Genomic DNA, 23,620 nt, shown 5'->3' with positions numbered 1-23,620 from the left:
CGTTCAATAATGTCTTTTGCCGCTAATGTTGTTAATTTCGAACTATGAATAAGAAAGTCATATTAATGATTCTGGACGGCTGGGGAATTGCCCGAAAGATCGATGTTTCGGCGATTGATGCGGCCAATACGCCCTTTGTAGACTCGCTGTATACGAATTATTCACACAGTCAATTGGAAGCTTCGGGCCTGGCGGTCGGTTTACCGGCGGGTCAGATGGGCAACTCTGAAGTGGGACACATGAACCTCGGTGCGGGGCGAATTGTGTATCAGGATTTGGTGAAAATCAATTTGGCCGTTGAGCAACATACACTGGACAAAGAGCCGGTTTTGCTGGATGCGCTGAATTATGCCAAAACCAACGGTAAAAAAGTCCATTTTATTGGTCTGGTATCCGACGGCGGGGTTCACTCGCACATCGAACACCTGAAAGGCCTGTGTACAGTAGCGCACGAGCAAGGCCTGACGGATGTGTTTATCCATGCCTTTACCGACGGTCGCGATACGGACCCGAAAAGCGGCTACGGTTTTCTGGCCGATCTGGAAGCGCATCTGAAAACGACTACAGGGCGGATTGCCAGCATCACCGGACGGTATTTTGCAATGGACCGGGATAACCGTTGGGAACGGGTCAAACTGGCCTACGACGCGATGGTGAAGGGCATTGGGAACGAAACCTGCGAAGTGGGCGGGGAATTGTCGGCGATTCATAAATCGTATGAAGAAGGCGTAACGGACGAGTTTATCAAGCCTATTATTGTGACGAATCCCGACGGAAGTCCGCTGGCGACGATTCAGGATGGCGATGTGGTGCTTTGCTTCAATTTTCGTACCGATCGGGGCCGCGAAATTACGCTGGCGCTTAGTCAGCGGGATTATCCGGAGCAGGATATGAAAAAACTGAACCTGTACTACGTCACGCTGACCAATTACGACAACGAATTTGTGGGTGTGAAGGTCATTTATGACAAAGACAACCTGACGAATACACTCGGCGAAGTAGTTTCGAAAGCGGGTAAAAAACAGATTCGCATTGCCGAAACCGAGAAGTATCCACACGTGACGTTCTTCTTCTCCGGTGGTCGGGAGGATGTCTTCGAGGGCGAAAGCCGTTTGTTGTGCCCATCGCCTAAAGTTGCGACCTACGACCTGCAACCGGAGATGAGCGCCAGGGACATCCGCGACGCCATTATTCCGGAACTGGAACGGGAGCAGGTGGATTTTGTCTGCCTGAATTTCGCCAATACCGATATGGTGGGTCACACAGGTGTGTTCTCAGCCGTTGTGAAAGCCGCCGAAACCGTCGATCAATGCGCTCAGGCGGTGATCACCACGGCCCTGGCCCACGGCTATACGACCATTGTGATTGCTGACCACGGCAATGCGGATTATATGATCAACGAAGATGGTTCGCCCAACACGGCCCACACCACCAACCCGGTTCCGTGTATTCTGGTCGATAACGGCTTTCATCCGAAACTGAACAACGGTGTTCTGGCGGATATTGCCCCGACGATTCTGCACCTGATGGGCATCGCGCAACCCGATGTCATGACGGGCCATAGTTTGATAGCGGAATAGACAAGAGAAGTGAGACAAGAGAGTAAAGACTTATAACAGATCATTCAAATGCGGTCTTTACTCTCTTGTCTCACTTCTCTTGTCTTGAACGACAAACTTTTCAGCTTTGGTTGGTGTTCGCCAACTAAACAGCATTGCACTCCCTCTGATTGGAAAGTCAGGGGGTATTTTTTAGGATGATGAAATTTAGTTACGGACTTGTTTTTATTCTGGCGTTAGCCGCTTGCAGCAATCCTACCAAAGAAGCCCCCGCCGGGACGTATTACGATCTGAAATCGTATATCGAACAGCAGATCAATCAGTTAAAAAGCCAGCAACCGACGGTTTTGAAACAGGCCGGTTTTGGCGATGAGAAAGAGCAGCAAACGACAAAAGACATTGACTGGAGCCGTGAACTCGATTTGTTTCTGCAAGCCGACATCAACAAGCAGGCCTATCAGTCCAGTTATCTGAAAAACCGCCCGGATTCGCTCACATATGAATATGTCCTGAAACCGGGAGAAAAGCTCCCCGTTCAGGTTCTGCGCATCGAGCTGGATTCGGCCACCCGCCAGCCCCGGCTGATCAAAGCGACCTTACGAACCAAGAATTCCCTCTATGAATCGGAACGGAACGTCTGGCTGGAAAGCGAGAAAGGCGCGGTCAAACGCTACCACCTGGAAGGATTTCAGCAACTGGCGTGGCTGGATCAGAAGCGGTTTTTGATTGATGGAAAGTTAGTGAAGAGTGAAGAGTGAAGAGTTATCTGATAGACAGTTTAACTCTTCACTCTTCACTCTTAATTCTTAACTCAGTAATCCCCGCCAGCACCGCCCCCGCCGAAGCTGCCGCCCCCGAAGCCCCCGAAACTGCTGCCGCCACCACCTCCGCCACCCCAATTGCCGGACGAACTGCCCCAGCCGGAGAACGTGGAAGTTGGGAAAGGGACCGGAAAGAAACCCCCGCCCCGGTTTCGGTTGCTACCACCCCCGCCCCGGTTCCGGCTGATCCAGATGATGACGATGATCACGACGAAAATGATGATGAAGAAGAGGATGCCGTCACCGCCCCCGCCGTCGTCCGCAGGATCGGCTTTGTATTCGCCACTGGCCCGGCGAATGATTTCGTCGGTCGCTTCGTCCAAACCGGCGTACCACTGTTCGCTTTTGAAACGCGGGACAATGATCTGGCTGACAATCCGCTTGGCGATGGCATCCGGAATCGCTCCTTCCAGGCCGTAACCCGTGGCAATAAATACCTTGCGGGTTGATGGTACCCAGGTCATTACCAGGCCGTTGTTCTGCCCCTTCTGCCCCACTCCCCACTTGCGGCCGATCTGAAAACTGTAGTCGCCAATCGGGTAGGGTTCGGTGGTTTTGGCAATCACAATGACGATCTGAGTGGATGTCGAGTCGTTGTAAACCCGTAGCTTTTCCTCCAGTCTCGCCCGTTCGTCTGCTTTCAGAATTCCCACAAAATCATTGACCAGACGCGGTGGATTGGGTCGGGGCGGAATGACATCATCCTGGGCGTAGGTCCGGAAAGAAACCACGGCCAGCAGAAGAATCAACAGAATTCGAACCGGTATTGCAAAGCGATATGTGACGAAAGGAAGTTTCATTTAGTGTGAAATTTCGTCGGAAAGCTCGTTAGAGTCATTATCCAGACGAGGAAAATACTGTCGTAACTGCTGTCCTGCCCGTTCAATTCCCAGACAGAATCCTTGCGTAAACCGACCGGCGCGAAAATTTTCACGCATAATATCTTTGGTGGTTTCCCAGAAGTCGTTGGGTACTACCTTGTCGATCCCTTCATCACCCAACACGGCGAACTTGTGGTCTTCCGTCGCCAGATAAAATAAAACGCCGTTGCGCTGGGCGGTTCGGTCCATGCTCAGTTGCCGGAAAACCTGCACCGCCCGTTCGATGACGTCGGGTGTCGGACAATGCAGCTCGAGATGGACCCGAATTTCGCCCGACGTTTCCAGTTCAGCCGACCGAATCGCCTGAATGATCTGCTGCTGTTCGTCGGACGTGAAAAGATTGATTGCGGACATAAAGGAGTTATGAATTAAAAGTTAAGAGTTAAGAGTTAAAAATGTTGATCTGCCAAATGTTTAATGAGGCAGTCTATTTTTAACTCTTAACTTTTAATTCTTAACTTAAAATTGAACGGCTGGGGCATTCTGGGCGGCTTGTGACGCTTCGAAGAAACCTTTCACTGAGAAACCGAAAATACCGGCGAAAATATTGGCCGGGAATGTGCGGACCGAAACGTTGTAGTCTTTGACGGCCGCGTTGAAGTCATTCCGCGCTACACTAATGCGGTTTTCGGTGCCTTCCAGTTGCGACTGGAGTTCGGAGAAATTCTGCGTGGCTCTCAACTGCGGATAGTTTTCGGACACGGCCAGCAGACGCGACAGCGTACCGCCTAACTGATCCTGAGCCGCCTGAAATTTCTGAACATTCTCGGGCGTCAGTTGGTCGGCGGTCAGTTGAACGCTGGTGGCTTTCGAACGGGCTTCCATGACCGCTGTTAACGTACTTTTTTCAAAATTGGCGGCTCCTTTTACGGTGTTCACCAGGTTCGGAACCAGGTCGGCCCGGCGTTGGTATTGTGTTTGGACCTGAGCCCATTTTTCACCCACATTCGCGTCTTTTCCGACGATACCGTTATATGTACTGCATCCGAAAAAACCAAAAATCAGAACCAGGACGATGCCAATAATAAGACCTTTAGACATGTTTTTTATCGATTAATTTGTTAGCAAAGTTCGTTAAAACCGGATCCATACCCCAATAAATTACACGGTCGGACGCTTTCGACCGTAATCCCTCCGCCGGGGTTGATGATTGGAAACCCGCATGGATGGGGGGCAGGTGATTCGGGTGAATAACTGATTACGGGTACCAATTGATTGGTAAATTAGTAAAAATATTGCCGCAATGCCGTTATTTAGCAATTTACACGAATGAACGGGTTGTAGCCGCTAAAAACGGCCCGGACTAAACCGACTTTACGATGAATCTTTCGCTTACCGGAAAAACCGCTATTGTCTGTGGAAGCACGCAGGGAATTGGCTATGCGACCGCCGTTGAACTGGCGCTATTGGGCGCGAATGTTACGCTGCTGGCTCGCAATGAAGAGAAACTGAAAGAAGCCATCGGCTCATTAGACACACAGCAGGGGCAGCAACACCGGTATCAGGTAGCTGATTTTGCCAGTCCGGAAGAAGTGAAAACCGCCATCGATGCTTATCTGACTGACTTTCCGGAGGTTCACATTCTGATCAATAATACCGGTGGCCCGGCGGGTGGCCCGCTGATCGACGCCAAACCGGAGGAGTTTACCAAAACGTTTGCCGCTCACCTTCTGAATAATCAGATTCTGGTGCAGGCCGTCGTGCCGGCGATGAAGCGGGCGGGGTACGGCCGGATTGTCAACATTATTTCCACATCGGTGAAACAACCTATTGTGGGCCTGGGCGTTTCCAACACCATTCGCGGAGCGGTAGCGCAGTGGGCCAAAACCCTGTCGCTGGAAATCGCTCAATTTGGAATCACGGTTAACAACGTGTTGCCGGGTTATACGCGTACGGCCCGACTGGATGCCGTGCTGACCATGCGGGCGGGCGCGCAGAATCAATCACGGGCTGAAATTGAAGCCCAAATGCAGGCCGAAATTCCCAGCCGACGGTTTGCGGAAGCGGAAGAAGTAGCGGCAGCCGTGGCCTTTCTCTGCACACCCGCAGCGGCTTCGATCAACGGAATCAATGTGCCGGTGGATGGGGGAAAAACCGGCGGTTTGTAATTACCGGTTAAACCGTTCAAACGATTCCTGCAACGGTTTAAACCGCTCTTCGGTAATCGGGAAATCGCCGTACCAGATGTATTCAAACTGCGTCGTCAGGGTTTCGAACGCCGGTTGCAGGGGCGACTGTGCCAGTTCGTAAACGTAGCTGCGGTTGGTCTTATTCGGTTTCCAGTCGATCAGGTTGTGGTTGCTCAGGTGTTTCAGCGTTTGCAAATACAGCAACCGAACCGCCAGCCGGTAATTTCGCTGGTCGATAGCCGCGTTGATCTGTTGCTCAAAGTCGATTTCGTGAATGTTTTCAGTCAGCGTTTCGTAAGCCAGCGCAGCTCCCTGTGATTTTTTACTAAAAATGAATCCCATGATTTCGGCTTTGATGACCAGCCAGACTACCAGACCCGCAGCAGCCGCCAGAAACACATATTGCCAGAAATTCTGGTAGGATTTGCTCGTCAAAAATTCGCCCACTTTTTGCCAGAACCAGCTCCAGAATTTAGACCACAGGTTGTTGCGGGGTTTAAAGTCCTGGCCATACTGGTAATCGCGGTCGTTGCGATAGTCGTTCAGTTTGGCGGTCGACGGTTTTCGCATCCGGATCGAACTGCGGTCGTCGGGAGCCGGTTGTGCCTGCGCCGTGTCTTTGGCCTGGGGAACGGGCAGTTGCGCTATCGCCGGAAAACCGGTCAGGGTCGCCAGGAGCAATAAACCGGCCAGGCGGTTTTTCGCCCTACGGTTAATAATCACCTTCATCGCTGGAACGGGGAATGGGTGGGGGCGTAGACGATCCGATGCTGTCGATGGCCGACAGAATGCTGCGGCCATCCCGCAATTCAACCAGGTTAAAATACTGAAAAGCGATGCCCAGGGCGATGAGCGACGAGACCACCACACTGCCGATCGTACTGAGGATGCTGGTCAGAATCGTCACGTAAACCGGCATGCTGGGGACGAGTTTCAGGGCGACCATCATGCTGACACCGGCTGCGGGCACATTGAATGCAAAACTGAGAATATAGGCGATAAAACTGATGATGATGATCAGCCCGAAGGTCGACCACCAGTGGTCGCGGATCAGTTCGAAACACCGCCCCATAAACGTGCTGGCCGAACCGTCTTCCAGAACCACCACAGCGAGTGCTAACGAAAAGACAACGCCCAGATAAATACCCGGAATCAGGAAAAAAAGCGTGGCCGCAATGACGAGGATGCCAACCACCAGCCAGGTAACGACAGCCCGCCCGAACGCATTTTGAACCTCCGCCCAAACCGCTTCAACGCTGACGGGTTCGCCCGGATTTCGGTTGTAGACTTTCAAATGGCCATAAACGGTGAGATTAACCAGCAGCGGGATGAACAACGCAAACACAATGGCCACCAGGTAATAAGGGCTCGACAACTGCTGAATCATCCAGTCGTTCATGCGGGGCGCATTGACGCCGGTTGGTTGGGTCGACAGCATCGACGCCGATGCCATACCCGACGCAATCCCCGCGATCAGCGCCGGAGCCCCGGCAATGTAGAGCAGCGCCGTGCTAAGACTGCGGATTTGCTTGACGGCATATTGAATCGTGGCGTTGATTTTTTCGCCGAAATCGCGCGTTTGGTAGAGATTCATGAGTTATTATTTATTTGACGGATGGGAACGCGGCCGGGTCGCCGTTGCGATTGAACGGATTGAAACAGATTTCCACGGATAAAATCTGTTTCAATCCGTTCGATCCGCGTTCCCATCCTCAGTAATTCTCTTTTCCAGTTGAATCGGATACAGGATAAAATACCAGATAATGAACGCAGCCGATGCCAGAATAATAGCCGAACTGACCACCGGATGCAGGGGTAACCGCGTGACGAAACTCTCCAGAAAACCCGCCGTGATGAAAACCGGTACGAGCCCGATCACAATTTTGAGCCCCTGTTTGGCTCCGTGTTTGAACGACTCCAGCCGTGACCAGGTGCCCGGAAACAACAAACTGTTGCCGAGCGTCAGACCCGCGCTGCCCGCAATGACGATGGCCGAAATTTCCAGCGTTCCGTGAATCCAGATCGTTAGGACAGACGGAAGCAGCAAACCGCGTTCGTAGAAAAAATACTGAAAAGCGCCCAGCATCACGCCGTTCTGAAACATGACAGCAATCGTTCCGAAGGACGCAAACAAACCCAGAATGAACGCGATGAACGAAACCCGGATGTTGTTGACGGTGATGCCCATGAACATATCGGCCTGTCCACTGCCTTTGTAAACCGCCAGCGGATCGCCTTTCCGGATGTTTTCGAGCGTCATATTGACGTAATCGTCGCCCAGAATCAGCCGGACAAACAACTCGTCGTTGGCCGCCGACACCCAGCCCAGTGCAGCCGCTACCAGAAAAATGACGAACGACACCAGCAAAAGCCGGTGTGATTTCCGGAACAGCAACGGCAATTCTACCGCCCAGAACTGGACAAAACGGCTGCGGTCCTCCCGTTTGTTGCCCATCAGCCGCCGGTGCATCGTGGCCGCCAGACCGTTGAGATACCGGGTGACGGGCGACGTGGGGTAGAACGTCCGGGCATACGACAGGTCATCGGTCAGTTCGATGAAGTGGTCGGTCAGCACGTCGGGGTTGGAGCGGTCGTTGGCGGTTACCGGTTCGCTCTCGATCTCCTTCCACTTTTCCGTATTCTGTTTGATAAAAGCCGCTTCGCGCATGAAAAAAACGGGTTATGGGCCGAAACCCATTGGGTCGGATAAGTTGCAAATCAAATGCCATATTTCAAAGCCGCTCATACGAACGGGGACAATACGGTCGATTTCGGCAACAAATAGCCGTTGTCAAAGGGTTTCTCCGTAAGTTTGTAGTTTCTGGGTGTATTTGGCTATTTTATGAAAGTATTGTTTGACCATCAGGCCTTTACAGGGGTGCGGTATGGCGGAGTGTCCCGGTATTTTTACGATCTGATGGTATCGCTGCGAGAAAAAGGCGTTGAAACCCAGTTGTCGCTTTTGTTTTCCAACAATGCCTACCTGCTGGAAAGTGACGCGTTTCGGGTGCAGTCATTTTCGTATTTCCTGGGTTTTATGCCCACCAATATGCTCTTTTCGCAGGTGAACCGGTTGTGGAGCGTGACCCGGTTGATGCAGAATAACTACGACGTTTTTCACCCTACTTTTTTTCACCCGTACTTTCTGAAGCACACGAAAAAACCGGTGGTGTTGACGTACCACGATGCCATTAAAGACAAGTTTGGGGCTGAATTCGGCCACATCGATAACGCGTCGAAAGACCTGAAACAAAGGTTGTTCGACCGGAGCGCCCAGATCATTGCGGTGTCGGAAAACACCAAAACCGATCTGATCGAGCTGTTTAACATCAAACCGGAGAAGATCACCGTCGTTTACCACGCAACGGCTTTTCAGACGCTGAAAGTCCCCGAAACCGTTCAGATCGAGGTGCCGGAAGCGTATTTGCTGTATGTCGGTGCCCGCAACGATTACAAAAATTTCATTCCTTTTCTAAAAGCAGTTGCGCCGACGCTCAAAAAACACCGTCATGTCCAACTGATCTGTGCCGGGGGCGGTTCGTTCAGTCCGGAAGAGACGCAGTGGATTCAGCAACTGGACCTGACAAACCGGATCAGCCAACGCAACATCGACGATTTTACGCTGTATCGCCTGTACCAGAACGCACTGGCGTTTGTCTATCCGTCGCTCTACGAAGGCTTCGGCATTCCGATTCTGGAAGCTTTTGCGGCCGGTTGCCCGGTGGTGTTGAGTCGGGCGTCCTGTTTCCCGGAAGTGGCGCGGGAGGCCGCGCTGTATTTCGACCCGGAATCGGCGTTGGATATGCAACAACAAATCGAAAAAATCATTCTGGACGAGTCACTGCGCCAGTCCCTGGTCCGGAAAGGACGCGAGCGGGGGCAGCATTTTTCGCTGGAAAAAACGGCGAGTCAAACACTTCAGGTTTACCAACGTATTGCATAAGTGAACAGAGCGAAAAAAATCCTGCTTTTTGATACGATCATCGACGGCCACCACGCTGATTACCTGACGCATCTGATCGCCTACTGGGTGCAAAACCGCCCCGAAGGTGAACTGATCGTCGTGACCCAGCAATCGTTCGGGAAGCAATTTGAGGCCTTGCTCGAAGCCAAACCGGGTATCGAAAACATCCGGTTCGTACCCATTTCGGAGGAAGACATTGAAACCGTACACGGAGCGTCGATGGCGACCCGTTCGTTCAAGGAATGGAATCTGGTGTTGAAATACGGGCAGACGCATCAGCCATCGCACGTGTTGCTGATGTATTTCGATCTGTTTATGCTGGCAACCTGGCTCGGACGGTCGGCGCCCTTTGCCGTTTCCGGTATTTATTTTCGGCCGGATTTTCATTACAAAACCCGGCCCGGCATCAAAGCCCGGCTGAACGGAATTCGAAAAAAAGTAACCTTAAACGGGGTTCTGAACCGGAAAGGCTTGACCAATCTGTTTTGCCTGGATCATTCGGCGGTGGAGGGCTTGCGGGCGTTGAGTCCGCACGTCAAAATCTGGCCGCTGGCCGATCCGGTCGAATCGCATGCCATTACGCCCGCCGAGGTCGAACACCTGCGAATGAAACTCCAGATTTCACCCAACCGCCGGATTCTGCTGCTTTTCGGGCACCTGGACGACCGCAAAGGCATTGAGCCGCTGCTCGATGCCCTGAAACTCCTGAAACCGGCGCAGCAACGGGCATTGTGTCTGGTGCTGGCCGGGCCGATTCAACCCGGTTTTCGGGAAAAAGTCGAACGCAGCATGACTGAGGTCGGGAGCGACATGCAGATTGTGCGGGTGTTTGACGAAATAAAAGGGCGGGAAATTCAGGTGTATTTCGAGTTGTCGGACTACGTTTTGGCGTTATACCAGAACCACATCGGCATGGCGTCGGTCGTGGTGCGGGCTGCGGTTTCCGGAAAACCGGTGTTGGCGTCGGATTACGGTTATCTGGGTCATCTGGTGCAAACCGAGCAACTGGGGGCCGTGACGGATGCCACCTCGCCGGATGCGATTCGGGCTCTTCTGGAACGGATTTTGACGGAAGCACCACCGTATTCGAAAACAAATCTGCAAAAGTTAGCCGATCGCAATTCGAACGTTTATTTTGCAGAGACAATTTTTAATCATCTTTGATTTGTTTCCAGGCTGACCCTGTTAGTGGTCAAAGACCCTGACAGGGTCAGCCTGGAAACAAATCAAATGGTCGAAAGTCTTGCCAGGAAAACCAGATTATTATGACCGTTTCGATTCAGACTTCCCAAAACGTTACGCTGGAATACGAACCCGCCAGTTTGGGCGACCGGATTCTGGCGTTGTTGCTCGATTACCTGATTCTGCTGGGATGGCTGATTCTGTATTTTGTGCTGACCAAACTACTCCCCGGCGCTTTTCGGAGCCCTTTCTGGACGGGCCTGTTTTTGCTGTTGCCATTCATGCTGTATGATCTGCTGTGCGAAACGTTTCTGAATGGACAAAGCCTCGGCAAAATAGCAATGAAAATTCGCGTCGTGATGCTCGACGGATCACAACCCGGTTTGGGGGCTTATCTGCTCCGCTGGCTGCTCCGGATCATCGAATCGCCGATGTTTTTTGGCGGTATGGTGGCCGTCATTACCATTGCGGCCAACGGCCGGGGCCAGCGAATTGGCGACATTGCCGCTGGCACCACGGTGGTGAAACTGACCCGCCCCGTTACGCTGGCGCAGATTACCTACCGGGCCTTACCCGACGATTATCAGGTGCGGTTTCCGGAAGTAGCCCAGCTTTCCGACCGGGATTTGAACATTGTCCGGGAAGCGTTGCGAATGAATAATCCCGAAATCAGCGGTTTAGCGGCTGATAAAGTCAAGCAAGTGATTGGGGTTCGGTCGGAACTGGACGATACCACGTTCCTTCGGACACTGATCAATGATTACCAGTTTTTAGCCTCTTAAAGCCTGCGCGGCCCGGTTCCGCAGGGATCTACCCATATGAAAGAACAAATCAAAACACTAGCGCGGGACTATGCGGCCGACTTGATTGCCAACCGCCGTCACCTGCACGCCAACCCGGAGTTGTCGTTCAATGAGTTCAAAACCGCTCAATTCGTTGCCGAACAACTCAAAGCCATTGGCCTGACTCCGCAGGAAGGCGTTGCCAACACCGGTTTGGTCGCGCTCATCGAAGGACAGGCGGGCCGTTCATCCGAAAGCCGGGTCGTGGGGCTGCGGGCCGATATGGACGCGCTGCCGATTCACGAAGCCAACGATGTTTCCTACAAATCGACCGTCGAGGGCGTCATGCACGCCTGTGGGCACGATGTTCACACGTCGTCATTGTTGGGAACCGCCCGGATTTTGCAGCAACTCCGCGACCAGTTTGAGGGAACGGTGAAACTGGTTTTTCAACCGGCGGAGGAAAAAGCCCCCGGTGGCGCGTCGTTGATGATCAAAGACGGCGTGCTGGAAAACCCGGCTCCGGCCAGCATGCTCGGCCAGCACGTGGCCCCGAATGTGCCGGTCGGGAAAATCGGCTTTCGGGAAGGCATGTACATGGCCAGCACCGACGAATTGTACCTGACGGTTATTGGGAAAGGCGGCCACGGAGCCATGCCCGACCAGCTCATCGACCCGGTGTTGATCGCTTCGCACATCATCGTGGCTTTGCAGCAGATCATCAGTCGCAACCGCAAACCGGCCAACCCCTCGGTGTTGTCGTTCGGGCGGTTTATTGCCGACGGCGTCACGAACGTGATTCCCAACGAAGTGAAAATCGAAGGCACGTTTCGCTGCATGGACGAAGAATGGCGGGAAGACGGCCTGCGCCGGATGAAAAAAATGGCCGAAGGCATGGCCGAAGCGATGGGAGCCGTGTGCGAATTTACGGTGGTACGCGGTTATCCGTTCCTGAAAAACCACCCCGAACTGACCCGGCGCATGCGCTCGGCGGCCACGGAATACATGGGTGCTGAAAACATCGTGAACCTCGATTTGTGGATGGCGGGCGAAGATTTTGCGTTTTATTCCCAAGTGGTCGATTCGTGTTTTTACCGACTCGGAACGCGCAACGAAGAGCGGGGCATCATTTCCGGCGTTCATACGCCCACGTTTGACATCGACGAATCAGCCCTGGAAATCGGGGCCGGGTTAATGAGCTGGCTGGCGCTGGAGGAGTTGAAGGTGAAGAGTTAAGAATTAAAAGTTAAGAGTTTTACGACGCTGCGATGAGGATCGATAAACTGCTCCCGGTTTTGTTTCTGGTGCTTGGCCTGACGGGCTGTTCGACGTCTACAGTTTACATTGTTCGGCACGCGGAGAAGGTCAACGAGGCCGACAGCAGCGGTTTGACCGCCGTTGGGCTGGAACGCGCTCAGGCTCTGGCCGACCGGCTGGAGGACGAGCGGATTAGCCAGATTCTGACCACGCCCTACCGCCGGACGCAGGAAACGGCCCGGCCCCTTTCGCAGCGACTTAACCTGCCCATCGACTCGTATCCGGCAAAACCGGTTGGTGCGGTGGTAGAACTGATCCAGCAAACGAAGGGTAAAAATAGCCTGGTGGTCGGCCACAGCAACACGATTCTGGAGATCGCGCAAGGGCTCGGGACCAAACCGACCAAAACAAAAATTGAATCGGGTGATCACGATAACTTGCTGATTGTGACCATCAAAAACGGCATTTTTGGCAAGTCGGTCAGTTTGCAGGAAGAAACGTACGGTAAGCCGACAGAACCTTGATCGGTTCGCTTTCGGGGAAATGTAAATACCAGGCGACAAAAAAACAGGCAATTTTTTGTCGTTTAGGCAGTTAAGAAAGAGAATGTTAATCCAAATTGAATGTGTTTGATGAGTTTGCGACCTGTGAGATTGTTCTTTGTTTTTTGTCTGACGTATCTGCTTGAAATTAGTCTGGCTACGGCTCAAACACCGGCACCGGCGGGGTCAACGTTTCCAAATCGGTTCACCGGCCGTCAGATTGTGGTAACGATTGGCAACGATACCGACCGGCCCGAATACCGGCTGCTGGACAACGGGTTGATGTATTACCGGGAAGGTTCCGAGGGTGGATTTACGCAATTGGGCCAGCAGAAAAAGGATACCACCCAGAAGGTGTTCGCGAACCTGGAGCAGACGTGTAAGATCAAAACCACCAAACTGGAAAAACCGGAGAATCCGGCGGTGACCGTGACCTGGAAGAGGGCCAAAACCGAGTTTGCCGTGGGCTGGGAAAAACGAAAAGCCCCGGATGAGTACGAACAGTTTTATGATCAATTCATGGAACTGTTCCCTAAAAACAGAAAGAAGTAATTTCAAAGAAGCCCCGGCACGTTGCGTACCGGGGCTTCTTGTTTTATTTTTCTTCCAACTCAAATTTAATCGGCAGGTTGTATTTCACCCGCACCAGTTTTCCATCCTGGGTGGCTGGCTTCCAGCGCGGCATGGCTTTGAGCACCCGAATCGCTTCTTCGTCGGCACCAAAACCAAAGCCTTTCAGGACCTGAATGTCCTGAAAACTGCCGTCCGTGTTGATAACAAACGAAAGAAAGACCTTTCCACTCACGTGTGCTTTTTGGGCGGCTTCCGGGTAACGCAGGTTTTCGTTGATAAAACGGGTCAACCCAACCATCCCACCCGGAAATTCAGGATGCTTTTCAACCACGGTGAAAACGTGCTCCTTATCCTGCACCGCTGTCAGTTTTTCAGCGGTCCGGTCTGAATCTGTGGACTGGCCCGAAAACCGCCCCGCTGTTTCGTCAGAACCTTCAACCAGCCGGGCATTCACAACGGTTTTTCCGCCGACTGCAATTTCCTGGCTTTTGTGCCCAACAAAACCGACCAGCAAGGCTCCATTGGCAGGGACCTGAATTTTATACCGACCATTCACGTCCGTTGTTGTGCCCTTTGATGCCCCTTTCAAAACAACGTTAGCGCCCGGAATGGGTTGTCCGTCACTAGCCAGAATCTGTCCGGAAACCGTTATTTCTTTGTCGTTGACCACGTCCTGCTTCGCACGGTCCTCACAAGCTGCCACAAATACAAACAAGGAAAAGGTGATCAGGGCTACAAAGCCGTATTTGACGACTGCCCAGCGGCTGGTTTCGGATTTCTGGAGCATGAGAATGCGTTGTTTTAGGGTGGACGATTGGAAGAAGGGCGTTACAAAAGCCGACGGTTTCGGCCCGAACGTGTAGGCAATGAGTCGGTTGTCCATCCGGCGCTGGCAGAAGCGGAGCCGGGCAGACACGGTTGTGGAAAGCTTCATAAGGGGTTTAGTTTTTGGTAGTGGCCTTGATGGTGTAAGTGGATTTGGTATGATCGACCTCGACACTTTGCAAACTCTTGGGGTTCAGCTTTTGGAAGTCTTCCCGCGTGATTGTTTTATCATCCAGCATATAAACCGGCGGTTTTCCGTCGTAATCGATCCGGCCAGCCTGCTGAATCTGTTCGCCCATTGCGGCCTGTTTGGTTTTCACCTGAATTACCCCGTTCTTACCTTCATCGCCATACAAGGTGGTCGCTGATTCACCTTTCAGGACGTTAATGGATTGGATATCAGCCGTTTTAACAGAAGCGTTGAGGCTTTCGGTTTTTGCCATTTTTTCACCATCAACGACAAACAGCGGCTTTTTGTCCGGGTCAGAAAGGGCAGAACCGCTGAGGATGACATTCGGAGAATTCGCTTTGTTGTTCATCAACCGACCGCTTCGCTTGTCGTCTTTTTCCAACGTAAACTGAATGGGTAGAACGTACTGGGTCATAACCGGTTTTCCGCTTTGCATGCCCGGTGTCCAGCGCGGCATCTGACTGACTACCCGAACGGCTTCTTCGTCGCAGCCCGAACCGATGCCTTTTTTCACCCGAAGGCCCTGAATGTCGCCGTTCAAATTGACGGTGAATTGCACGAAAACCGTTCCCTGGGTACCATTCTGCCGGGCTTCTGCCGGATACCGGATGTTTTTGGAGAGGTATGCTCCCAAAGCCGGTAAACCACCCGGAAACTCCGGATTTTGTTCTATTGCGGAAAAGCTTTCGACTTTTCCAGATAAGGTATTCGCTTCCGGTTTGGCGGGAGCCGGATTTGCCGGTTTTGTAGAAGACCCATATCCCACCACTACGACCGGTCGCAACGAGTCAACTTTAGTCTGCAGCGCAAAATCAAGCGTCTTTTTGCCGGCTACGTCCTTCACCTGCGATACATAGCCGACGAAACTGGCCACGATTTTGGCATCCGACGGAACATTTTTTAACTCGTAGCGGCCTTGTAGGTCGGTTTGTGCACCACTCGTTGTGTTGCGGACGATGAGCGTCGCACCCGGCAGCGGCTGTCCATCGTTATCGATAACTTTTCCCGAAACGGTTCCTTTTTCATCCGAAACCGGAGTCACCAGTTCCGTAAGTTGTTCGCGGGCGGCTGTCATCGCCAGTAAACTCAGCAAAAGCGGCAACACCAGCATGTATTTTCCCAGTGCCCAGCGGCTGGTGGCCCGGCGTTGCAGCATTTTGATGCGCTCTTTGAGCAACGACGGTTTGAAAAAACCGTTGGTCAGCGTATTGGGTTGAACGCCAAAGGCGTAGTCGATGAGGAAAGTGGCGTATTCGTGTTTGTCTTCCGCCTGGGCGTCGGCCAGAAACTCGTGGACTTGCTGAAGGGTCTGTTTGTAGAGAATCAGAACCGGGTTCATCCAGAAGAAAAGCTGGACAATTTCCAGCAGGAGCACATCGAAACTGTGTCTTTGCCGGATGTGAACCAGTTCGTGGGCCACAATCGGCGTGTTAGCCGTTTGCGCATCCCGGCGGCACAGTACGAGATAGCGGAAGAACGAGAACGTTGGAACGCGCTCATCGGCGGGCAACACCAGCGTGTATTCGTCCAGATCGTGCTGTTCCGAGCGTTTGATCAGCCGCCCTACGCCCGTTATCTGCACCAGCAACCGCAGGAACAGCGCTCCGGCGACCAGCCCGTATACCCAGTAGGCGATGGTTTCCCAATCCGGCCCGGTTGGCTGTTCCGCCGTTTGGATAACGACCGGCAACGAAAACGCGACCACCGGAACGGGAAGGGTTTCGGCTGCGTCGGCGGGCAGCTCCACCAGCGGCAGGGTGAGTGAAAGCAACACCGCGACGATCAGGTAGGCCCGGTTGAGCCGGAAAAACGTGTGCTTTCGGAGCCAGATCCAGTAACAGGCGTAAAACAGGATCAGAAACAGATTGGCTTTCAGCAGGTATTCGAGGGCCGCGTTCATGATTCTTTTTGGCGGTTTAGAAGGTCAATAATTTCGTTGGCTTCTTTCAGGCTCAGGTTGCGGTCTTTGACGAAAAACGACACCAGCTTTTTCAGCGAATTGTCGAAATAACCGGACATGAGCTGCTCCATTTCGAAGCGTTTATACTCCTCTTCCGTGATCAGCGGGTAGTATTCGTGCGTTTTGCCGTAGGCCCGGTAGCCCACCAGTCCCTTTTTTTCGAGAATGCGGATGATGGTCGAGACGGTGTTGTAGGCGGGTTTGGGCTCCGGGAGTTCGGCCAAAACATCCTTGACAAACCCTTTTTCCAGTTTCCACAACACCTTCATGATTTCTTCCTCGGCATTGGTCAATTCGCGAACTTGCATACGACATCAGGTTGATAACAATCTTAAACCAAATGTATGACTAATGATTTAGTTTTACAACTAATCTGTTAGTTTTTGTTTGAAAAAAAGGTTTTGTTGGGTTATTGGGGGAATAAAGAGTGAAAAAACAGCTCACGGTTTTAACCGTGAGCTGTTGTGGAAAGCCAATGAGGAAACCGTTGAAACGGTTTCAGGATGTAAAAATACTCTTTAAACCCACGGTTAAAACCGTGGGCTGATACTACTGAAGACAGATCTTACGAGTTCATATTATTTTACTTCCCCCGCCACCGGCCGTTGCCCCGCCTTCACCCAGCTTCGCAGTTGATCGAAAACCGCTTCGGTCTGGCCGGGGGTAAACCGGCAATGGCCCTGTCCGTCGGTGAATTTCATGATAAAAAGCCGGTCGTTGCCCGCTTGCCGGGCAATGGCGTCGTAGGCCGTGGCTTCTTCGGGTGGAATCAGCTCGTCGTAGGTCGTGTGAACCAGCAAAACCGGGTCGCTGATTTTGCCGCTAAACGTGGTGTAAGGCCCCAGGAACGTTCGGGCTTTGGGTTGGGCCGTCAGCCGGGTGGCCCGGCGGTTGACGAGCGCGTCGTCGGGAAAACCGCTGTACAACAGGTTCGTATTGTCGAACGGATTGCCACCGGCCTGCTGGCTGATGTCGCGGTAGATTTCCTGAAAAAACGAGAGGACGCCCGGCAGGTCTTTGTATTTGATGGAAAACCGGCGGGCAAATTGCTGGCCGGTCAGCGAGTCGGCCTGTAATTTTTGCCGGATCGCATCCGGTGCTGTGGGAACGCCGGTTCCTGTTGCCAGCTTCTCCAGTGCCAGCGTGTTGGGAAAAAGGCCGTCGAAGGTGACCAGAACCGCAAAAAGGTGTCTCTGCAACGATTGGTACAAATGGCCGGAGATGGGGCAAAAGGGCATGGCACCCTGGTAATGCTGCGGGAATTTCTCGATGGTCGCCAGTGTGATCATGCCACCCATCGAATGGCCGGTAACGAATGTACTGTCGGGCTGTCCGTATTTTTTGACAAAATGCTGCCGCAGGGCTTCCGTGTCGTCCACGCCTTCTGAAACGGCCCAGCCCTGCCGCCGGTAGGCCGACTGGGCTACGGCAAAGCCTTTTTTCAGGAAAGGGGCCATCCATCCGCCACTCAGGTTGCCCCGTTTGTTGCCGATCGTTTCGTAGCCGTGCGCGTACATCAACAGGCGTTTGGACGAACCGGTCTGGCCCCAGTTGGCGGGAAAGTCGATCCGGTAGCGGGCACCGTCGATGGTGCCGGTATCGACGCGAGCCTGTGAGGACGATTGCGCCAAGGCGCTCAGTGTAAGGCAGAAAAAAGCAAGAAGTAAAATTGATTTCATGATTAACCGGGAAGGAATACAGGAATAGTAAGTCGATTTAACAGAATGCATTCGTAAAAACAAGACCGTTTCCTCGAAACACCGTCCTGGCTTCAATCTCTGCCGAATCGATAAGGTTTATGACAGATAGGGCACCTTTCTTTGTTCGTTTGTTGTTCTAGAACAATAGAACTTATGCTTGCTAACCGGACGTAAAAATGAAGTTAAGTGTTTTAGATCAGTCACCCATTCGCAAAGGGAGCAACGCGCGGGAAGCCTTGCTGGAAACCGTGGCGCTCGCCCAACTAACGGACGAACTGGGATACACCCGGTTTTGGGTATCCGAACACCATAATGTGACCTCGCTGGCCGGAACAACGCCGGAAATTCTGATTGCCCACCTCGCCGGCCAAACGCAATCCATCCGCGTGGGCTCGGGCGGGGTGATGATTCCGCATTACAGTGCATTGAAAATAGCCGAGAATTTCCGGATGCTGGAAACGCTTTTCCCCGGCCGTATCGACCTTGGCATGGGCCGCGCACCGGGTGGAGACCGGGTTACGGCCAGCATTTTGAACCCGACCAACACCTTCAGCGAACAGGATCTGGTGCAGCAACTGTTTGATTTGCAGAATTATTTAAACGATCGGTACGCGCCGGGCAGCGTTCAGGCCAAGGTGCGGGCCATGCCGATTCCGCCGTCGGTGCCGGAGCAGTGGATGTTAAGTTCCAGCGGTCACAGCGGCTTGCTGGCGGCTCATTTCGGCATGGGATTTTCTTTCGCCCATTTCATCAACCCACACGGCGGGCCGGAAGCCATGCAGCAGTACCGGGCGCGGTTTCAGCCGTCCGAGAACCTGGAAGAACCGCAGACCAACGTCGCGTTTTTCGTCTTCTGTTCCAACGATCCCGAAACCGTACACCGGCAACAGGCCATGATCGACTACCGGTTTTTGCAATACGAAACCCGGGGCAAAGTGGACCCGTTCGACTACAACGATCTGAAAACCGTCACGTATTCGCCGGGCGAGGAAGCGCGCATTCAGCACAACCGGCAGCGGATGATTATGGGCAATTCCGAAGAAGTGAAAGCACAACTGCTGAAATACGCCGATCAATACGCCGTAGATGAAGTGATGCTGGTTAACGTGGCCTCCGAATTTGAAGAGAGGCTGGAGTCGTATCGGCTGCTGGCGGAGGTGTTTGAGCTGAAAACTGTGGCGGTTTGAGTTTCGGTATACGGTTTTCAGTTTACGGTATTCGGTGGCTGACGCAAGCTGCAACAAGAATGCGTCAGCCACCGAATACCGTAAACTGAAAACCGTATACCAACTCTTTATTTCTTCTTGTACGCAATTCGGAAAATCGTTCCGCCCAGATCGTCGGAGACGTACAGAGAGCCGTCAGGTCCCTGCGCCAGTCCGCAGGGGCGGTGTTGGACGGGGCCGGTTGGTTTTGCTAAGTCGATACCGGCAAAATTGTCGGCAAAAACTTCCCAGGCTCCTGATGGTTTTCCGTTTTTAAACGGCACAAACGCCACCAAGTAGCCTTTTTGTAGTTCCGCCGACTGGCTGTGAAACGCCACGAACGCGCCATTGCGGTATTTTTCGGGAAACATCGTGCCGGTGTAAAACAGCAAACCGTTCGGAGCCAAATGCGCCGGGAAGGCCACAACCGGGTTCATAGCTTTTTCGCCACCGGTTTTTTTACCATCACCGCCGTATTCGGGTGCCAGAATTTTCTTCTTCTGAATGTGGTCGTAATACACATACGGCCAGCCGCCATCCGATCCCTTTTTCACTTCATACATGGTTTCGGCCGGTAATTCTGCGCTGTGCTTGGGCGTATAATATTCCGGATAGAAATCGTGGAACTTGCCGCGACCGTGCTGTACGACGAACAACGAGTTGGTTTTGGTGTTCCAATCCAGGCCGACGGTGTTTTTCAAACCCGTTGCAAACCGGACACCGTCGCTGTAGGATTGGTTGAGTCGGTTGGTTTTAAACTGCCAGATGCCGGCGGCTGAATCCAGCAACGGGCATGGCATCAGGCCTTTACCGGTTCCGGCTTCGCGGCAGGCATCGTTGTCGGAGGCCACGTTGACATAAATCATCGACTGGTTATCGACCGCAATCGATTTGGACTGATCGCGTTCTTTCAGCCGCAGACCTTCCACAATTTTTTCTGGCTGATCCGGCTGCATCACCTCGCCTTTTTCATTCAACTGATAGCGATAAACGCCACTGTTGGACGACGCGTACAGGTAATCGTCCTTGATGAAAATGCCCGTGCCGGGATAGTCGCCAAAACCGGTTTGTTCATCGATTACGCCGTCTTTGTTGGTATCCCGCAGTCGGTAAATGCCTTTGCCATCTTTCAGTTTTCCCAATTTGACGTAAATGTCGCCGTTTTTGCTCACGGCCATGTGCCGGGCCGCGCCCAGATCCGTGGTCAGGATGGAAGCCGAAAAACCAGCCGGTAGTTTGATCGCCGAAGGCTCGACGGTTTTGCTTTTTGGCGTCGAAGAAGCGGGCGTGTCGCCGGTGGCCCAGACCGGATGAAAGCCTGCCAGGGCGCTAACCAGACAGATGGTCCGGATAAATGTTTTTTTCATGAAAGGGTTTAGTCGTTAAATGGGGAACCGTGAGTCTAAAGATTGCCAATTTCTGTGTATTTTGGCAGAATCACTGGATAAAATCATACTATTCCTAAAAACATGACCTTAAATCGTCGAATTTTCCTCCACCAACTGGGTCTGGGCGTTGCGGGCCTGGGTCTGATCGGCTCCCTGCCGACGACGCTCCGGGCGGCTCCGCTGCGTTCGTTCCGGCTGCCCCGCAGCCTGCCCGAAGCACAGGGCGTGTCGTCGGCGGGTTTGCTGGATTTTGTCAATGCTGTTGAAGCGGGGAAACTCAATCTGCACAGCCTGATGGTGGTGCGACATGGTCAGGTCGTGGCGGAAGGCTGGTGGGCGCCCTACGCTCCCGATCTCAAACATACGTTGTATTCGCTCAGCAAAAGCTTTACATCGTCGGCGATTGGCCTGGCGGTGGCCGAAAAGCGGTTGACGGTCGAGGATAAGGTGGTTTCATTTTTTCCGAACGAGGTTCCGGCTACGGTCAGCGCCAATCTGGCTGCCATGCGGGTGAAAGACTTGCTGACGATGGCAACGGGCCACGACAAGGACTCGACGGGTTCCCTTCGGGCCGACCCGGACAAGAACTGGGTGAAAGCGTTTCTGGCGCAGCCGGTCGAGCACGAGCCCGGTACGTTTTTCGTCTATAATAGTGGAGCCACCTACATGCTGTCGGCGATTATTCAGAAAGTGACGGGTCTGCCGTTGCTGGCTTACCTGAAACCCCGGCTTTTCGATCCGCTGGGCATCGAAGGAGCCGATTGGGAAACCGATCCGAAAGGCATCGCGACTGGCGGTTGGGGGCTGCGCGTGCGCACCGAGGACATTGCGAAATTCGGTCAGCTATACCTGAAAAAAGGCCTCTGGAACGGCAAGCGGATTTTGCCCGAAGCCTGGATCGAAGACGCCACTAAATTCCAGATTCAATCGAAAGGCGGATCACGCCCGAAGGAAGAAAACGACTGGCTGCAAGGCTACGGCTACCAGTTCTGGCGGTGCCGCAATGGCGCGTACCGGGGGGATGGTGCCTACGGTCAATATTGCATTGTGATGCCGGAAAAAGACACGGTGATTGCCATTACGAGCGAGACGAGTGACATGCAAGGCATTCTGGATCAGGTCTGGAAGCACATTCTGCCCGGCATTCAGCCGGAGGCCATCGCGGCAAAACCGGCGGTTTCGCTCAAGCAGAAATTAGCCGCACTGGCGTTGCCGCTGCCCGCCGGACAAGCCACTTCGCCGACGGTGGCGCGGGTGACGGGAAAACCGTATCAGATGGCCGACAATTCGTTGAACATCAAACGGGTTTCGCTGGCTTTTCAGAACGGTTCCTGCGTCTGCACGCTGCACGACGACCAGGGCGAACACCGGGTGGTTTGCGGTTTGGGAAACTGGAAAGAAGGTGACACCGATTTATCGACCGTTCCGCTGAAACTCGTTCCGACGGCAGTTCCGAAGGAGACCAAAACGAAACTGGCCGGGAGTGGTGCCTGGAGCGACGAAAACACGTTTACGATGACATGGCGGTTTATCGAAACGGCCCATTATGAGAACGTGATCTGCCGGTTTTCGGGCGACGATCTGCGGCTTGAATTCCAGAAAAGCCTGGCGGTTTTGTCAAACACCAAAGACCCCCGCCCGGTTTTGGAAGGGAAGTTGATGGGGGCGGTTTCGCAGGGGAAATGAGCGGGTTGAAGCTCAGGTAGTTTGGTATGATCTGCCTGGCGTAACCGGAGGTTGCGTTGAAAGTTTGCAGAGGCTGTCTCAGAAGGGGTGGCCTCTTTCATTTTAATCATTGTCCGAGGATTTTCTTCCGGTGATTGACACCCCAGGCATGCAGTTCCATCATGACACTTTTTAGCGTGCGTGAATAATCCGTGGCGATGTATTCGATTAAAACCGGATACTCGTCATGAACGATGCGTTTGATCAACTGGTGTTCTTCCATGTCTTTCAATTCTTTGGAAAGAACCTTGGGATTGATTTTGGGAATGCTTGTCTCTATTTCCTTGAACCGCCGGTTGCCATGCATAATGGAGGTCAAAATCAACATTTTCCATTTGCCGCTAATAACATCCAGCGCATCCCGGATCGGGAGCATCTGCTCCAGACATTCAATGTGCTTCGTTTTGCCTTCCGTTAAAATCATACCGCTTACGTTAAGGTAACTGCTTACTTTTTGAAAGCAAAAGTAGGCACCTTTGCCTAACGAACCAACTGCATGTTAAGCCGTATGACCAGTCAACCTAAAAAATTAAAAATCCTTCCCATTGCCTTGTGGATTGTTCAGGCAATGCTTGCACTCCTCTTCATCGGCACGGGAATTTTCAAGCTGGTTGCGCCCGTTTCTACAATCGCCGGGATGTGGCCCTGGGCGGGAGAATACCCGGATCTGCTTCGTGTGACGGGTATGTTCGATCTGGGTGGTGGCATCGGCCTCATTCTGCTTGCGCTGACCGGTATCAAGCCTGGGTTGACGGTAGTGGCTGCATTGGGATGCGCTGCGCTCCAGGTGAGTGCCATTGTCTTTCATTTTTCCCGTGGAGAGGCTGCGAACACGCCGTTCAACTTTGTCATGCTAGGCCTCGTTCTTTTCGTTTTCTGGGGACGTGGTATGAAAGCATCGGTCAGTCCACGGACGTAAGACCAGCCCTTTTGGTTT

General features: G+C 52.9%; 24 protein-coding genes. 12 read left to right on the top strand and 12 right to left on the bottom strand.

Features of this window, described 5'->3' with window-relative positions; translation table 11 throughout:
- The first annotated feature begins 44 nt into the window (after nt 1–44).
- The gene (gene gpmI, locus F0P93_RS14070) at nt 45–1,580 is read left to right on the top strand and encodes a 2,3-bisphosphoglycerate-independent phosphoglycerate mutase (RefSeq protein WP_150877033.1); all 1,536 of its coding nucleotides are present in this window, start codon (nt 45–47) and stop codon (nt 1,578–1,580) included.
- A gap of 176 nt (nt 1,581–1,756) precedes the next feature.
- Complete coding sequence (locus F0P93_RS14065; protein ID WP_225309487.1) at nt 1,757–2,317, top strand: hypothetical protein; 561 nt, start codon at nt 1,757–1,759, stop codon at nt 2,315–2,317.
- Between the two features lie 53 nt (nt 2,318–2,370).
- Here F0P93_RS14065 and F0P93_RS14060 read toward each other — a convergent pair whose 3' ends face one another.
- The 3 genes from F0P93_RS14060 to F0P93_RS14050 all read right to left on the bottom strand — a co-directional run bounded on the left by F0P93_RS14060 (nt 2,371) and on the right by F0P93_RS14050 (nt 4,302).
- A complete protein-coding gene (locus tag F0P93_RS14060) occupies nt 2,371–3,180 on the bottom strand; it encodes a TPM domain-containing protein (RefSeq protein ID WP_150877032.1) in 810 nt (269 codons plus the stop codon).
- Nucleotides 3,181–3,615, bottom strand: a complete 435-nt coding sequence (locus F0P93_RS14055) for a TPM domain-containing protein (protein WP_191908816.1) — start codon at nt 3,613–3,615, stop codon at nt 3,181–3,183.
- Nucleotides 3,616–3,720: 105 nt separating this feature from the next.
- Nucleotides 3,721–4,302 (bottom strand): LemA family protein, encoded by a 582-nt coding sequence (locus F0P93_RS14050; protein WP_150877031.1) that lies wholly within the window; start codon nt 4,300–4,302, stop codon nt 3,721–3,723.
- 278 nt (nt 4,303–4,580) lie between these two features.
- On the opposite strand from F0P93_RS14050, the gene F0P93_RS14045 reads away from it, so the two are divergent.
- Nucleotides 4,581–5,369, top strand: coding sequence for an SDR family oxidoreductase (locus F0P93_RS14045; protein WP_150877030.1), 789 nt, complete (start codon nt 4,581–4,583; stop codon nt 5,367–5,369).
- Here F0P93_RS14045 and F0P93_RS14040 read toward each other — a convergent pair whose 3' ends face one another.
- The 3 genes from F0P93_RS14040 to F0P93_RS14030 all read right to left on the bottom strand — a co-directional run bounded on the left by F0P93_RS14040 (nt 5,370) and on the right by F0P93_RS14030 (nt 8,058).
- Nucleotides 5,370–6,119 (bottom strand): DUF4129 domain-containing protein, encoded by a 750-nt coding sequence (locus F0P93_RS14040; protein ID WP_191908815.1) that lies wholly within the window; start codon nt 6,117–6,119, stop codon nt 5,370–5,372.
- Nucleotides 6,103–6,984 carry a hypothetical protein gene (locus F0P93_RS14035; protein ID WP_150877028.1) on the bottom strand — a complete coding sequence of 294 codons (882 nt, stop codon included), beginning with the start codon at nt 6,982–6,984 and terminating at the stop codon, nt 6,103–6,105. Before F0P93_RS14035 ends, F0P93_RS14040 begins: the two co-directional genes overlap by 17 nt.
- Before the next feature lie 90 nt (nt 6,985–7,074).
- On the bottom strand, nt 7,075–8,058 hold the full coding sequence (locus tag F0P93_RS14030) for a stage II sporulation protein M (RefSeq protein WP_150877027.1): 984 nt from the start codon (nt 8,056–8,058) through the stop codon (nt 7,075–7,077).
- Between the two features lie 174 nt (nt 8,059–8,232).
- Between F0P93_RS14030 and F0P93_RS14025 the strand changes: the two genes are divergently transcribed.
- From F0P93_RS14025 to F0P93_RS14000, 6 genes are all read left to right on the top strand, one after another.
- Nucleotides 8,233–9,333, top strand: coding sequence for a glycosyltransferase family 4 protein (locus F0P93_RS14025; protein ID WP_150877026.1), 1,101 nt, complete (start codon nt 8,233–8,235; stop codon nt 9,331–9,333).
- Nucleotides 9,334–10,518 carry a glycosyltransferase gene (locus tag F0P93_RS14020; RefSeq protein WP_150877025.1) on the top strand — a complete coding sequence of 395 codons (1,185 nt, stop codon included), beginning with the start codon at nt 9,334–9,336 and terminating at the stop codon, nt 10,516–10,518.
- Nucleotides 10,519–10,619: 101 nt separating this feature from the next.
- On the top strand, nt 10,620–11,318 hold the full coding sequence (locus F0P93_RS14015) for an RDD family protein (RefSeq protein ID WP_150877024.1): 699 nt from the start codon (nt 10,620–10,622) through the stop codon (nt 11,316–11,318).
- Between the two features lie 36 nt (nt 11,319–11,354).
- Complete coding sequence (locus F0P93_RS14010) at nt 11,355–12,554, top strand: M20 metallopeptidase family protein (RefSeq protein WP_150877023.1); 1,200 nt, start codon at nt 11,355–11,357, stop codon at nt 12,552–12,554.
- A 32-nt stretch (nt 12,555–12,586) separates the two neighbouring features.
- Nucleotides 12,587–13,099 (top strand): SixA phosphatase family protein, encoded by a 513-nt coding sequence (locus F0P93_RS14005; protein WP_150877022.1) that lies wholly within the window; start codon nt 12,587–12,589, stop codon nt 13,097–13,099.
- Between the two features lie 123 nt (nt 13,100–13,222).
- A complete protein-coding gene (locus F0P93_RS14000; RefSeq protein ID WP_150877021.1) occupies nt 13,223–13,669 on the top strand; it encodes a hypothetical protein in 447 nt (148 codons plus the stop codon).
- Nucleotides 13,670–13,712: 43 nt separating this feature from the next.
- On the opposite strand, the gene F0P93_RS13995 is transcribed toward F0P93_RS14000, so the two are convergent.
- The 4 genes from F0P93_RS13995 to F0P93_RS13980 all read right to left on the bottom strand — a co-directional run bounded on the left by F0P93_RS13995 (nt 13,713) and on the right by F0P93_RS13980 (nt 18,344).
- Nucleotides 13,713–14,624, bottom strand: a complete 912-nt coding sequence (locus F0P93_RS13995) for a TonB family protein (protein ID WP_150877020.1) — start codon at nt 14,622–14,624, stop codon at nt 13,713–13,715.
- 7 nt (nt 14,625–14,631) lie between these two features.
- A complete protein-coding gene (locus tag F0P93_RS13990) occupies nt 14,632–16,605 on the bottom strand; it encodes a M56 family metallopeptidase (protein WP_150877019.1) in 1,974 nt (657 codons plus the stop codon).
- Nucleotides 16,602–16,973 carry a BlaI/MecI/CopY family transcriptional regulator gene (locus F0P93_RS13985; RefSeq protein ID WP_150877018.1) on the bottom strand — a complete coding sequence of 124 codons (372 nt, stop codon included), beginning with the start codon at nt 16,971–16,973 and terminating at the stop codon, nt 16,602–16,604. Before F0P93_RS13985 ends, F0P93_RS13990 begins: the two co-directional genes overlap by 4 nt.
- A gap of 270 nt (nt 16,974–17,243) precedes the next feature.
- Nucleotides 17,244–18,344: a DUF6351 family protein gene (locus F0P93_RS13980; protein WP_191908814.1), complete on the bottom strand. Its 1,101-nt coding sequence runs from the start codon at nt 18,342–18,344 to the stop codon at nt 17,244–17,246.
- A 197-nt stretch (nt 18,345–18,541) separates the two neighbouring features.
- Between F0P93_RS13980 and F0P93_RS13975 the strand changes: the two genes are divergently transcribed.
- Nucleotides 18,542–19,552 carry an LLM class flavin-dependent oxidoreductase gene (locus F0P93_RS13975; RefSeq protein WP_150877016.1) on the top strand — a complete coding sequence of 337 codons (1,011 nt, stop codon included), beginning with the start codon at nt 18,542–18,544 and terminating at the stop codon, nt 19,550–19,552.
- A 107-nt stretch (nt 19,553–19,659) separates the two neighbouring features.
- On the opposite strand, the gene F0P93_RS13970 is transcribed toward F0P93_RS13975, so the two are convergent.
- Nucleotides 19,660–20,937, bottom strand: a complete 1,278-nt coding sequence (locus F0P93_RS13970) for a PQQ-dependent sugar dehydrogenase (protein WP_150877015.1) — start codon at nt 20,935–20,937, stop codon at nt 19,660–19,662.
- Nucleotides 20,938–21,039: 102 nt separating this feature from the next.
- On the opposite strand from F0P93_RS13970, the gene F0P93_RS13965 reads away from it, so the two are divergent.
- Complete coding sequence (locus F0P93_RS13965; RefSeq protein WP_150877014.1) at nt 21,040–22,644, top strand: serine hydrolase domain-containing protein; 1,605 nt, start codon at nt 21,040–21,042, stop codon at nt 22,642–22,644.
- Between the two features lie 106 nt (nt 22,645–22,750).
- Here F0P93_RS13965 and F0P93_RS13960 read toward each other — a convergent pair whose 3' ends face one another.
- On the bottom strand, nt 22,751–23,107 hold the full coding sequence (locus tag F0P93_RS13960; protein ID WP_150877013.1) for a winged helix-turn-helix transcriptional regulator: 357 nt from the start codon (nt 23,105–23,107) through the stop codon (nt 22,751–22,753).
- An 84-nt stretch (nt 23,108–23,191) separates the two neighbouring features.
- Between F0P93_RS13960 and F0P93_RS13955 the strand changes: the two genes are divergently transcribed.
- A complete protein-coding gene (locus tag F0P93_RS13955; RefSeq protein WP_150877012.1) occupies nt 23,192–23,602 on the top strand; it encodes a DoxX family protein in 411 nt (136 codons plus the stop codon).
- The last annotated feature ends 18 nt before the right edge of the window (nt 23,603–23,620 follow it).

The organism is Larkinella humicola (assembly GCF_008727875.1).
GTDB lineage: Bacteria > Bacteroidota > Bacteroidia > Cytophagales > Spirosomataceae > Larkinella > Larkinella humicola.
Note: the sequence above shows the minus strand (reverse complement) of the source record. Positions and strands in the feature narration are given on the sequence as shown.